The organism is Streptomyces sp. NPDC043812 (assembly GCF_056436245.1).
In genome coordinates, this window is record NZ_JBWKCY010000021.1 from 1 (window position 1) to 11,964 (window position 11,964).

The following is an 11,964-nucleotide window of genomic DNA, read 5'->3' on the forward strand; positions in this document are numbered from 1 at the left end:
AGGAACCTCGACCATCCGAAGATGGACGGGGTATCAACATATCTGGCGTTGATTTTTGGCACGCTGTTGAGTTCTCAAGGAACGGACGCTTCCTTCGAGCCTTTTTCACGAGGCTCTCCGGGCGCTTCCCTTCGGTGTTTCCAAACTCTATCAGGCTTTTTCGGTCCCCCTGACCACCACCCTGCGGACAGCAGTGGTTTAGACCAGTTAGGATCTCGGCTTGACAGTCGCTGCCGACCCTCGACTCAACGTCGCGTTGGGGTCAGGCAGGGGTACGACAGTACAGGTCGCCCGTAGACGAGGCAAATCGTTTCCGGTGCTCCCCTAGGTCCGTCAACTGGTAGATCTCAGGCGGAACTAGGACTTCATATGACTTACGCTGCTGAACAGTGCGTCGTCAGGTACTAGCAGTGACGGCGCCGCACGCATACCGCCCATGGGAGGCCCCATGACCAACGTGACGTCCCCGCTCGCCGGACGGGCCATCGGGCTCGCGGCCGTGCCCGATCCCGTGTTCTCCGGTGCGATGGTCGGTCCTGGGACCGCGATCGATCCCGAGCGCAGGGCTTCGGAGGCCGTCTCTCCCGTCGACGGCATCATCGTGTCGCTGCACCCGCACGCTTTCGTCGTCGTCGACGGCGAGGGGCACGGGGTGCTGACGCATCTCGGCATCGACACCGTGCAGCTCAACGGCGAGGGCTTCGAGCTGCTCGTCAACAAGGGCGACACGGTGCAGCGCGGGCAGGCCGTCGTCCGCTGGGACCCCTCCGCCGTCGAGGCCGCGGGGAAGTCGCCCATCTGCCCCGTCGTCGCGCTCGAGGCCACTCCCGACTCCCTCTCCGATCTTCGTGAGGACGGCGACGTAAAGGCCGGCGACAGCCTCTTCGGCTGGCAGTGACCGCCGCCGGTGACGGCGAGCTGGACATCCACCGCGGCGGCACAGGTCGTCGCTCAATCGGAGACGGTGAAATGGAGACAACGCTGCGAGGCGTCGGCGTGAGCCACGGTGTGGCGATCGGCGAGGTGCGGCACATGGGCACGGCGGTTCTCGAGCCGCCGGCCAAGCAGATCCCTGCACAGGACGCGGAGCGCGAGCAGGGCCGCGCCCGGAAGGCCGTCGAGGCCGTGTCCGCCGACCTGATTGCTCGGGGCAATCTGGCCGGCGGCGAAGCGCAGGCCGTGCTCGAGGCGCAGGCGATGATGGCGCAGGACCCGGAGCTGATGGCGGACGTCGATCGTCGTATCGCCGTCGGCAGTACGGCCGAGCGCGCGGTGTACGACGCGTTCGCCGCGTACCGCGCGCTGCTGGCGGGTGCCGGTGAGTACCTCGCCGGACGGGTCGCGGACCTGGACGACGTGCGGAACCGGATCGTCGCCCGGCTGCTCGGGGTCCCGATGCCGGGTGTGCCGGACAGCGACGAGCCGTACGTCCTGATCGCTCGCGATCTGGCGCCGGCGGACACCGCTCTGCTCGACCCCGCCCTGGTGCTCGGGTTCGTGACCGAGGAGGGCGGCCCGACGAGCCACAGCGCCATTCTGGCGCGGGCACTCGGGGTGCCTGCCGTTGTCGCGCTGCCGGGCGCCGGGGAGCTGGCCGAGGGCACGCTGATCGCGGTGGACGGCAGCACGGGCGAGATCTTCGTGGAGCCGAGCGAGGAGAAGCGGACGGAGATGGAGAGGTCCGCGGCTGAGCGCAAAGCGGCGCTCGCCGCTTCGAGCGGGCCCGGTGCGACGTCGGACGGGCACAAGGTGCCGCTGCTGGCGAATGTCGGCGGTCCTGCGGATGTTCCGGCGGCGGTCGATGCGGGGGCGGAGGGTGTCGGGCTTTTCCGTACCGAGTTCCTGTTCCTGGACGACAGTGCGCAGGCTCCGTCGGAGGAGAAGCAGGTCGAGGCGTACCGGCAAGTGCTCGAGGCGTTTCCCGAGGGCCGTGTCGTGGTGCGGGTGCTCGATGCGGGTGCCGACAAGCCGCTCGACTTCCTGACGCCTGCCGACGAGCCGAACCCGGCGCTCGGCGTACGGGGGCTGCGCACTCTGCTCGACCATCCCGAGGTGCTGCGGACCCAGCTGTCCGCGCTGTCGAAGGCGGCGCAGGGGCTGCCCGTCTATCTCGAGGTCATGGCGCCGATGGTCGCCGACCGTACGGACGCGAAGGCGTTCGCGGACGCGTGCCGTGAGGCGGGGCTGCAGGCGAAGTTCGGTGCGATGGTGGAGATCCCGTCCGCCGCACTGCGGGCGCGCTCGATCCTGCAGGAGGTCGAGTTCCTTTCGCTGGGCACGAACGACCTCGCGCAGTACACGTTCGCCGCGGATCGTCAGGTCGGTGCGGTGTCGCGTCTGCAGGATCCGTGGCAGCCGGCTCTGCTGGATCTCGTGGCGCTGTCGGCCGAGGCCGCGAAGGCCGAGGGCAAGAGCTGTGGTGTGTGCGGTGAGGCTGCCGCCGATCCGCTGCTCGCCTGTGTGCTGACGGGTCTGGGTGTGACGTCGCTGTCGATGGGCGCCGCGTCGATTCCTTATGTCCGGGCAACCCTCGCGAAGTACACGCTCGCCCAGTGCGAGCGTGCCGCGGCCGCCGCACGCGCCGCGGACACCGCCGAGGAGGCGCGGCTGGCCGCGCAGGCGGTGCTGTCCGGCGAGTAGCCGCACGGCAGGTGTGGGGAAGGGGGCTTTCCGCCGGTGGCGGGAAGCCCCCTTCGGCATCAGTGGTGGGTGTCCGGATCGTCGGTGGTGACGGGGAAGCCGGCGCAGTAGTCCACGCCTGGTTCGGGTGAGAGCGGTTCGCCGGTGGCGGCGTCGGTGCAGTAGGCGCTGAACACCTCTCCGGCGGTGAGCGGGACGAGCCGACCGTGGTCGAGGCGCCAGCCGTGGAGGTGGTCCGCGGTGCCGGGGCTGCTGGTGCGCAGCACGATGCCACCGGTGGTTTCCCGGGCGATGCCCACGGCGAGGACGGTGACGAACTCGGCCCCCTCGCCCGCGTCGAGCCGGGCGGACGTGCTGTCGGAGCCTTGCGCGTGCAGCACCGCGAGGAGTTGTTCGTCGGGTCCGGGGACGCTGCAGACGAGGTGGTGGGTGCCCGGGCCGGCCACTTCGAGGAGCCGCATCAGGATCCCGGACGCCCGGTCGAATGCGGAGCGTCCGATGTCCTGTCCGCAGTCCGCGCACATCCCGAGGTCGGCGAGCAGCATGGTGGCGTACTCCCACGTGGCCTGTCGGACGGCCTTGTCGATGAGCTGCGGCAGTACGTCGGACAACGGGCGGCCGCTGTACGCGAGAGTGGCTCCGCGGCCGGCGAGCTCCGCGATGAAGCGGCTGCGGGCCGCGGCGGTGTCCGCGTCGATTCCCGCCTCCGTGCAGAACTCGGCGTATTCCTCGGGGTCGAAGAGGGCGATCGTGGTGTGCAGTTGCTGCGTGGCGAGCGCCTTGAGCAGCTGCTCGGTCTGGCGTAGATAGATGCTGTGGTCGTCGAAGGTGAAGCTGCGGTAGCGGCGCATCGCGCTGAAGTCCTGGGCGTCGGCGAGGATGCCGACGGTGCTCGGTGCTTCCCGGCGCAGGGAGCGCCGCATCGATGCGTGGGTGGCGGGCCGCTTGGTCCTGCTGGTGTGCGCCATGTCGATTCCCCCTGTGCGCTGTTGGTCACTGCTCACTCACGGTAAGTGGTGGCACTGACAACGCCGGTCGGGGTGGGCGGCCCGGGCAGTCCTCGGACGCGCGGCAACGCGGCGCCCGAGGACCGGTGCGCTACTTCCGGGTGCGGGCCAGCTCCTCGTAGAAACGCAGGAGTTCGAGGTTGTCGACGGATCCGGGGTTGACCGCCTTCGCGAGCGCCGTGCCCTGGAGGAGGCGCTTGACCGGGACTTCGATGCGCTTTCCGGTGAGGGTGTGGGGCACGCCGGGGACCTCGATGATGTCGTCGGGGACGTGCCGCGGAGAGAGCTGTTCCCTGATGGTCCGCTTGATGCGGTCCCTGAGGCCGTCGTCGAGTGCGGCGCCTTCGGCGAGGTGCACGAAGAGCGGCATCCAGTAGCCGCCGTCGGGTTCCTCGAGTCCGATGACGAGTGATTCCCGGATCTCGGGAAGGCGTTCGACGGCCTCGTAGATGTCGGCCGAACCCATCCGTACGCCCTGGCGGTTGAGGGTGGAGTCGGAGCGGCCGTGGATGACGACCGAGCCCGACTCGCTGATGGTGATCCAGTCTCCGTGGCGCCAGACGCCGGGATACATCTCGAAGTAGCTGTCGCGGTAGCGGCTGCCGTCGGGGTCGTTCCAGAACCGGATGGGCATGGACGGCATGGGGTTGGTGACGACGAGTTCGCCGACCTCGCCGATGAGCGGTTTGCCGTGCGGGTCCCAGGACTGGAGGTCGGTGCCGAGGCAGGCGGCCTGGAGTTCGCCGATGTGTACGGGGAGTGTGGGGACGGCACCGGCGAAGCAGCTGCACACGTCGGTGCCGCCGCTGACGGAGGCGATCCACAGGTTGTCGGCCACCTCGTCGTGCAGCCAGCGGAAGCCGTCGGGCGGCAGGGGGGAACCTGTCGTGGCGACGCAGCCGATGCGGGAGAGGTCGTGGTCGCGGGCGGGGTGGACGCCCGCCTTGGCGCAGGCCATGACGTAGGCGGCGGACGTGCCGAAGAGGGTGGCACCGGTGCGCTCGGCGATCGCCCACTGGGCGCCGGTGTCCGGGTAGCCGGGGCTGCCGTCGTACAGGACGACGGTGGTGCCGGTCAGGAGTCCGGAGACGAGGAAGTTCCACATCATCCAGCCGGTGGAGGTGTACCAGAAGAACCGGTCGCCGGGGCCGAGGTCGCAGTGGAGGCCGAGTTGCTTGTAGTGCTCCAGCAGGATGCCGCCCTGGGACTGGACGATGGCCTTGGGGAGGCCGGTGGTGCCGGAGGAGTACAGCACCCACAGGGGGTGGTCGAAGGGGACCTGGGCGAACTCGGGTTCCGCTGTGCCTGCCGTGACCGCGGACCACTCGAGGGCGCCGTCGGGGGCGGGGGTGCCGAGCAGGGGGATGTGGACGACGGCGCGCAGGGTGGGCAGTTCGCGGCGGAGTTCGGCGACGGTTTCGGTGCGGTCGTGCTCCTTGCCGCCGTAGCGGTAGCCGTCGACGGTGAACAGGACGACGGGTTCGACCTGCTGGAAGCGGTCGAGGACGCTGCGCGCGCCGAAGTCGGGCGCGCAGGAGGTCCACACGGCGCCGACGGCCGCGGTGGCGAGCAGCGCGGTGACAGCCTGCGGGATGTTGGGGAGGTAGCCGCTGACGCGGTCGCCCGGGCGTACTCCGAGGGTGCGCAGCTCGGCGGCGAGGGCGCCGACCTGGCGGCGGAGTTCGGACCAGCTGATCGGCGTGGGCTCATGTGTCTCGTCCACATGAAGGAGCGCGGGCTCATGTGACCGAGCTGGGTCCTCGGCGGTGCGCAGGGCGTGCTCGGCGTAATTGAGGGTGGCTCCGGGGAACCACTGGGCTCCGGGCATGGACCGGTCGGCCAGGACGCGGGTGTACGGGGTGGTGAACCTGATGTCGAACCACTCGGCGACGGCCTGCCAGAAGGTCTCGAGCTCGGTCACCGACCAGCGGTGCAGCGCCTGGTAGCCGCCCTCGGCCGGTGCTCCGTGGTGCTCTGCGGCCCATGCCTGGAATCGGGTGACGTGGGCGGCCGCGATGCGGTCGGAGTCGGGCTGCCAGAGCGGGGCAGGGTTCGCTGAGGTCATGGTGCGGGCTCCCGGGCTGTCTCTACGCGGTCTGTGCGCGGTGTCTGCGCGTACCCGCGTACGTGCGGGGTGTGCGCGGACGCGGGCTGACACGGACGATGCCATGTGATCGTCTTTCGCACCAGGGCTCCCCACCCATGGTCGGCGCGGCGAATATGTGCTCTCACCACGGGTGAACGGCAGTTGAACAGAGCCCCTGGTCCATCGTGGGGATGGCAGGGTGAGCTGCATGGATGCTCGTGACCTGGTGCGCTCGGTGAGGAATCTCGGCTCGGTGCGGGGGCTGCGGATGGCGCGTTCCGCGTGGCGCCGGTACCGGGCCGATGCGCTGGGGCTGCCGGCCCGGGGGGCCGAGCGGGCGAGAGTGCCGGGGGCGTCGACCGGAGCGGACCCGTTGCCGGGCGGCGGGGTGGTCCGGTTCGCACGGTCCCAGCTGCGCATCGTGGTGACGGCGGGCGGTGCGGTGTTCCTCGGCTGGGACGGTGCGGAGCCGCTGCCGTCGTACGGGCTCGCCGGTCACCCGCCGGAGCCGGATCCGCGTGCCGGGCTGGAGCCGGACAAGGACGGCGGCTGGCGGGTGGTGTCGGAACGGTTGACGGTCGAGGTGTCGCGGCACGGCGCCGTGGAGTTCTGTACACCGGGCGGTGTGGTGCTGCGCCGGGACCAGCCGCCGCGCTGGTGGGAGCCGGCCGGTGGTGGCCCGGCACGGTGGGTGCTGCGCAGCCAGGTGCCCGCTGACGCACGGGTGTTCGGACTGGGTGACCGGGCGGCAGGGCCGCGTCTGCGGGAGGGGACGTACCGGCTGTGGAACGGTGGCCCGGGCAGCGGCGGAGGGCCGGACGCGGCTGGTTCCCAGTTCGCGATGCCGGTGCAGATGGTGGTGGCCGATGCCGGGACACATCTGGCGTTCCACGACACGACGTGGGACGGCCGGGTCACCGTGCGGGAGGGCACGGAGGGTGCCGGGTCCGGCCATGACCGGCCGGGGACCGTCGAGATGCGTGTGGACGGCGGCCCGCTGCGCTGCTGGGTGGCGGTGGGTACGCCCGCCCGCGCGCTGAGCAGTTTCGTCCGGCTCACGGGCGCGCCGGCACTGCCGCCGGCGTGGGCGCTGGGGCTGCACCACCGGCGTGAGGGTCTGGCCGACGAGCAGGCGGTACGGCGGCTGGTGAGGGACTACCGGGATCACGGGCTGCCGCTTGCGGTCGTGCATCTCGAAGGGCCGGACGATGCGGCGGAGCCGTTCGGCCTGGACCGGGAGCGCTTCCCCGATCCGGCCGCGCTGGCGAAGGATCTGCGTGAGGAGGGTGTGCGGTTGGTCCGTGTCGTCGCTCCCTCGGTGGCGGTCCGGCGAGGCGCCGACGTGTACGAGGCCGGGGCCCGTTCCGGTGCGTATGTGCGCGACGCACGCGGCGCCGAGGTGATGGGTGTGGCCGCCTCGGGTGACCGGGTGCACCCGGATTTCACCGATCCGGGTACCCGTGCGTGGTGGGGTGGTCTGTACGAGGGACTGCCGGAGCAGGGCTTCTCGGGTGCCTGGCACGAGGCGGGTGAGGAAGCCGGTGGTGCGCCGGTGTTCGACGGTATGGCGCTGCCTCGTTCCGCGCGGCATGCGGTGGAGGGCCGCGGCGGGGACCACCGGGAGGCGCACAACGTCGAGGGGCTGGCGATGCTGCGCGCGGCGTATGAGGGCATGTGCCGGCTGCGCCCCGACGAGCGGCCGTTCCTCGCCTCCTCGTCGGGCTGGGCGGGGGTGCAGCGGTACGGCGGCGCGTGGTCCGGCGGTGCGTCCGGTGGGGTTTTCGGCGATGCGCGTGCGGCCGGCTGGCCCGGGCTGCGTGCCTCGCTGTCCCGCGTGCTGGGTCTCGGGGTGTGCGGGGTGCCCTTCTCGGGGGCCGGGTCCGCGGACGGGGGCGACGGCGGATCCGCCGAGCTGTACCTGCGGCGGTTGCAGTTGGGCGCGTTCCTGCCCCTGTTCCACACCCACACCGTGCGGGGCACCGCGGCCGGGGAGCCCTGGGAGTTCGGCCCGGAGGTGCTCGCGCACGCCCGGGCGGCGCTGCGGGAGCGGGAACGACTGCATCCGTATCTCGTGGGTCTCGCACATCTGGCCCGGTTGACCGGTGCGCCTCTCGTCCGTCCGCTGTGGTGGGGCAGTCCGGGTGACCGGGTGCTGCGCGACTGCGGGGACGTGTTTCTGCTGGGGGATGCGCTGCTGGTGGCCCCGGTGCTGGAACCGGGCGCGGACCGGCGTGCGGTGCGGCTGCCGCGGGGCCGTTGGTACGACACGGCGACGGGTGTCGCCTACGACGGCCCCGGCCAGGTGCTGGTGGACGCGCCGCTGTCCCGGATCCCGGTGCTCGCACGGGCGGGTTCGGTGCTGGCGGTGCGGGGCGAGGACGGCCGGACGGAGCTGGAGGTGTGGGCGCCGGCCGCGGGACGCAAGGGCGGCGGTCTGGTGGTGCGTGACGCGGGGGACGGCTGGGCGCTGTCGGAGATCGAGCGGTATGCGACGCGTCTTGCGGACGGCCGGGTGGTGGTGGAGCGGGTGACGGACGAGGGCCGGATGCCCGTGGAGGGTCCGGTACGGGTGCGCGGGCAGGTCTGAGGGCGGCGGTCGGCGGTCGGCGGTACTCAGCGCCGTGCGTAGGTGCCGGTGAACCAGTTGCGCGCGGCGATCGTGTGGAGCGGGAAGGCCAGCGGTTGCGGGGTGCGCAGCAGGTGCCAGCCCTCGGTCTCGTCGGTGGGCCGGGATGCCGGCAGTTCGTCCGCCGCCCGCTCGGGCAGCAGGCCGAAGAGCAGGAGATGTCCGGCCGGTGAGCTGAGGGCGTCGGCGAGGCGCACGTCCTGCTGGGCGGCCCGGATGCCGGTCTCCTCCGCGAGTTCCCGGACGACGGCGTGGCGCCAGTCCTCGCCGTGGTCGATGAATCCTCCGGGCAGGGCGATGCCGCCGTACGCGGGTTCGATGGTGCGGGTGATGACGACGAGTCCGGTGCCGTCGGCGTCGCGTACGGGCAGCAGTGCGACCGCGACGGGAAGGGGGTTGCGGTAGGCGGTTTCGCCGCAGCCCGGGCAGGTGCGGGGCCACTCGGACGTGGAGCCGTACGGCGTTCCGCAGTGGCCGCAGTGGGAGGGCATGGACACGCGCGGACTGTATCCGATCACTCTTTCCCGTCCGGGCGGAAGGTGGTAAACGGTGTGCGCATGACTCGACTTGGTTCCGTACTGCGTGCTCTGACCGTCGCGGCCGCCGGCCTGCTCACCGTCACGTCGGCCGCTCCCGTCGCCCGGGCGACACCAGAACCGAAGGCTCCGCGGGAGTTCGTCGCGCTGCGGTCCGTGGCGCCGACGATCATTCAGGAGATGCGCTACACGAGCGGGCACAACTTCGTCGGGGAGCCCGTGGACGGTTATCGCCAACCGCTGTGCATCCTCACGCGTCCGGCGGCCGAGGCGCTGCACCGGGCCCAGTCGAAGCTGCTGCGGCAGGGGTACTCGCTCAAGGTGTACGACTGCTACCGGCCGCAGCGGGCGGTCGACCACTTCGTACGGTGGGCGAAGGATCTCGACGACGAGGCGATGAAGCAGGAGTTCTATCCGCGGGTCGACAAGTCGCGCCTGTTCGCGGACGGTTACATCGCGGAGAAGTCGGGGCACAGCCGTGGCAGCACCGTGGATCTGACGATCGTGAAGCTGCCTGCCCTGCGGGCCAGGCCGTATGTGCCGGGCGAGGGGCTGACCCCGTGCTACGAGCCGCAGTCCGAGCGCTTCCCGGACAGTTCCGTGGACATGGGTACGGGCTACGACTGTTTCGACACTCTGTCGCACACCGACGATCCGCGGATCACCGGCGTGCAGCACGCCAACCGGCAGCGGCTGTTGGGTGCTCTGGCCGCGGAGGGGTTCGTGAATCTGCCGGAGGAGTGGTGGCACTTCACGCACAAGCCGGAGGTGTTCCCCGACACCTACTTCGACTTCCCGGTCGCCCGGCGCTCGGTCTCGGGGCACCGCACGGGCTGACGTGGGCGCGTGCCGCGGTTACGGTGCGGTCATGGCGCAGCAGACGTTTGATTCGTATGAGGAGTTCTGGCCTTACTACGTGGCGATGCACTCGCGGGCCGCGACCCGCTGGGTGCATCTGACGGGCACGCTGACGGGGCTCGCGGTGACCGCGTACGGCCTGGCACGGGGGCGGAAGCGGTATGCGGCCGCCCTGCCGCTGATCGGTTACGGCACGGCGTGGCCGGCTCATTTCTTCATCGAGAAGAACAACCCGGCCACCTTCGGGCATCCTGCCTGGTCGCTGCGGGGCGACGTGCAGATGATCCGGATGATGCTGGCGGGCCGTGACGACGAACTGGCGGAGATCGCCGCCAAGTGGCTGGCATTGAACCGCTGACGGCCGGGCCCCGGCATGGCAGACTTCTGACGTAGCGTCAGATTGCTGTGCCGGGAGGGGCCGTGACACGCACACCCGTGGTGGCCGGATGGTTCACCGAGGACAGTGGTGAAGAGGAGTTCCGGCTGCTGGGCACGCGGTGCAGGGCGTGCTCGTCGGTGTTCTTCCCGCGCGAGGACACGTTCTGCCGCAATCCTGGCTGCCAGGGCTCCGAGCTCGACGAGGTGCCCCTGTCCCGGTGCGGCCGCGTCTGGTCGTACACCGACAGCCGTTACCGGCCACCGGCGCCGTACGTCTGCGACCCGGACGCCGCATGGGAGCCGTTCACCCTCGTCGCCGTCGAGCTCGCGGCCGAGCGAATGATCGTGCTCGGCCAGGCCGCGCCCGGTGTCCGCCCGGCGGATCTGACCGTCGGTGCCGAGGTCGAAGTCGTACCGGGGGTGCTCGACGACGGTGACGGCACCGTCCGCACCACCTGGCAGTGGCGTCCCCTGGCGGCGTCATGAGCGGGACGAGCGGCGACGTGGCGGTCCTCGGTGCCGGGATGCACCCCTGGGGCAAGTGGGGGCGGAGCTTCGTCACGTACGGGGCCGCCGCCGCGCGCGAGGCGCTCGCCGACGCCGGTGTGGACTGGCGGCAGGTGCGCTCGGTGGTCGGGGCCGACACGGTGCGCGGCGGCTATCCGGGATACGTGGCGGGGGCGACGTTCGCCCGGGCGCTGGGATGGCAGGGAGCGAGAGTCACGAGCGTCTACGCGGCGTGCGCATCGGGCGCCCAGGCGATCGCCACCGCCCGCGCACAGATCCTCGCCGGGCAGGCCGACGTGGTGCTCGTGGTGGGCGCGGACGCGGCGCCGAAGGGCTTCTTCGCTCCGGCGGGCGGGGAGCGGCCGGACGATCCCGACTGGCTGCGCTTCCGGGCGCTCGGCGCCACGAATCCGGCCTACTTCGGCCTGTACGCGCGCCGCCGCATGGCACTGCACGGGGACACACCGGCGGACTTCGCACTGGTCAAGGTGAAGAACGCCGCCTGCGGCGCGCTCAATCCCTACGCCCGCTACCGCAAGGCCGTGACGGCCGACGAGGTGGCGGCATCCGCGGTGGTCGCCGATCCGCTGCGGCTGCTGGACATCTGCGCGACCTCCGACGGCGGGGCCGCGCTCGTCCTGTCGAGCATGGACTTCGCCCGACGGCACGGAGCGCCCGATCCCGTACGCATCCGTGCGGTGTCCACCGTGACGCCGGTCTATCCGAGGGATGTGCTCGACCTGCCCGACATCGCGACGGACTCCTCGGCCGCGGTGCCCCCTCCCCCGCACTCGTTCCGTGCGTCGATCGCGCTCGCCGCGTACGAGGAGGCCGGTATCGGCCCGGAGGATCTGTCGCTGGCCGAGGTCTACGACCTGTCCACGGCGCTGGAACTGCAGTGGTACGAGGACATCGGGCTGTGCAAGGAAGGCGAGGGCGTCGCACTCGTACGGGCCGGGGTCACGGCGCCGGGGGGCCGGGTCCCGGTGAACACCAGTGGCGGGCTCGCCTCCTTCGGCGAGGCCGTCCCTGCTCAGGCCATCGCCCAGGTCTGCGAGCTGACCTGGCAGTTGCGCGGCGCAGCAGGGGAACGGCAGGTACCCGGCGCCCGCGTGGGGATCACCGCGAATCAGGGCCTGTTCGGGCACGGTTCGGCCGTGGTCGCCGTCCGCTGAGAGCACCGCGGCGACGGGTGCCGGGCTTGACGTTCCGGCCCGCCGTGTCCAGCACCCTCCGTGAACTGCACGTGCTGTCCGCGACCTTGACGCACCCTCACGGCAGGGGAAAACTGCCTCCTCGTCGGCATCGCCGCACTTCGGCACGCTC

10 protein-coding genes are annotated in these 11,964 nt (G+C 71.2%); 7 read left to right on the forward strand and 3 right to left on the reverse strand.

The genetic code is table 11. From position 1 onward, the window contains the following. Positions 1–448: 448 nt before the first annotated feature. Positions 449–898, forward strand: a complete 450-nt coding sequence (locus AC067Z_RS27670) for a PTS sugar transporter subunit IIA (protein ID WP_478792336.1) — start codon at positions 449–451, stop codon at positions 896–898. A gap of 71 nt (positions 899–969) precedes the next feature. Then, positions 970–2,640, forward strand: coding sequence for a phosphoenolpyruvate--protein phosphotransferase (gene ptsP / locus AC067Z_RS27675; protein WP_478792337.1), 1,671 nt, complete (start codon positions 970–972; stop codon positions 2,638–2,640). A 59-nt stretch (positions 2,641–2,699) separates the two neighbouring features. On the opposite strand, the gene AC067Z_RS27680 is transcribed toward ptsP, so the two are convergent. Both AC067Z_RS27680 and AC067Z_RS27685 read right to left on the reverse strand, forming a co-directional pair. Then, positions 2,700–3,608, reverse strand: coding sequence for a hypothetical protein (locus AC067Z_RS27680; RefSeq protein WP_478792338.1), 909 nt, complete (start codon positions 3,606–3,608; stop codon positions 2,700–2,702). A gap of 130 nt (positions 3,609–3,738) precedes the next feature. Beyond that, entirely contained in the window at positions 3,739–5,712 is a 1,974-nt protein-coding gene (locus tag AC067Z_RS27685) for an acetoacetate--CoA ligase (RefSeq protein WP_478792339.1), read from the reverse strand. A 229-nt stretch (positions 5,713–5,941) separates the two neighbouring features. Here AC067Z_RS27685 and AC067Z_RS27690 point away from each other — a divergent pair, with 229 nt between their 5' ends. Further along, positions 5,942–8,320, forward strand: coding sequence for a glycoside hydrolase family 31 protein (locus AC067Z_RS27690; protein WP_478792340.1), 2,379 nt, complete (start codon positions 5,942–5,944; stop codon positions 8,318–8,320). 26 nt (positions 8,321–8,346) lie between these two features. Here AC067Z_RS27690 and AC067Z_RS27695 read toward each other — a convergent pair whose 3' ends face one another. Continuing rightward, a complete protein-coding gene (locus AC067Z_RS27695; RefSeq protein ID WP_478792448.1) occupies positions 8,347–8,850 on the reverse strand; it encodes an NUDIX domain-containing protein in 504 nt (167 codons plus the stop codon). A gap of 66 nt (positions 8,851–8,916) precedes the next feature. On the opposite strand from AC067Z_RS27695, the gene AC067Z_RS27700 reads away from it, so the two are divergent. The 4 genes from AC067Z_RS27700 to AC067Z_RS27715 all read left to right on the forward strand — a co-directional run bounded on the left by AC067Z_RS27700 (position 8,917) and on the right by AC067Z_RS27715 (position 11,813). Next, a complete protein-coding gene (locus tag AC067Z_RS27700; RefSeq protein WP_478792341.1) occupies positions 8,917–9,732 on the forward strand; it encodes a M15 family metallopeptidase in 816 nt (271 codons plus the stop codon). Positions 9,733–9,763: 31 nt separating this feature from the next. Next, a complete protein-coding gene (locus AC067Z_RS27705) occupies positions 9,764–10,111 on the forward strand; it encodes an Mpo1-like protein (RefSeq protein WP_478792342.1) in 348 nt (115 codons plus the stop codon). A 77-nt stretch (positions 10,112–10,188) separates the two neighbouring features. Next, the gene (locus tag AC067Z_RS27710; RefSeq protein ID WP_478792449.1) at positions 10,189–10,617 is read left to right on the forward strand and encodes a Zn-ribbon domain-containing OB-fold protein; all 429 of its coding nucleotides are present in this window, start codon (positions 10,189–10,191) and stop codon (positions 10,615–10,617) included. Then, the gene (locus AC067Z_RS27715) at positions 10,614–11,813 is read left to right on the forward strand and encodes a lipid-transfer protein (RefSeq protein WP_478792343.1); all 1,200 of its coding nucleotides are present in this window, start codon (positions 10,614–10,616) and stop codon (positions 11,811–11,813) included. Before AC067Z_RS27710 ends, AC067Z_RS27715 begins: the two co-directional genes overlap by 4 nt. Positions 11,814–11,964 lie beyond the last annotated feature (151 nt).

What these genes read in the sequence shown, in the direction of transcription:
- AC067Z_RS27670 (WP_478792336.1), top strand. Translation starts at nt 449, where the DNA reads ATGACCAACGTGACGTCCCCGCTCGCCGGACGGGCCATCGGGCTCGCG.
- ptsP (WP_478792337.1), top strand. Translation starts at nt 970, where the DNA reads ATGGAGACAACGCTGCGAGGCGTCGGCGTGAGCCACGGTGTGGCGATC.
- AC067Z_RS27680 (WP_478792338.1), bottom strand. Translation starts at nt 3,608, where the DNA reads ATGGCGCACACCAGCAGGACCAAGCGGCCCGCCACCCACGCATCGATG.
- AC067Z_RS27685 (WP_478792339.1), bottom strand. Translation starts at nt 5,712, where the DNA reads ATGACCTCAGCGAACCCTGCCCCGCTCTGGCAGCCCGACTCCGACCGC.
- AC067Z_RS27690 (WP_478792340.1), top strand. Translation starts at nt 5,942, where the DNA reads ATGGATGCTCGTGACCTGGTGCGCTCGGTGAGGAATCTCGGCTCGGTG.
- AC067Z_RS27695 (WP_478792448.1), bottom strand. Translation starts at nt 8,850, where the DNA reads ATGCCCTCCCACTGCGGCCACTGCGGAACGCCGTACGGCTCCACGTCC.
- AC067Z_RS27700 (WP_478792341.1), top strand. Translation starts at nt 8,917, where the DNA reads ATGACTCGACTTGGTTCCGTACTGCGTGCTCTGACCGTCGCGGCCGCC.
- AC067Z_RS27705 (WP_478792342.1), top strand. Translation starts at nt 9,764, where the DNA reads ATGGCGCAGCAGACGTTTGATTCGTATGAGGAGTTCTGGCCTTACTAC.
- AC067Z_RS27715 (WP_478792343.1), top strand. Translation starts at nt 10,614, where the DNA reads ATGAGCGGGACGAGCGGCGACGTGGCGGTCCTCGGTGCCGGGATGCAC.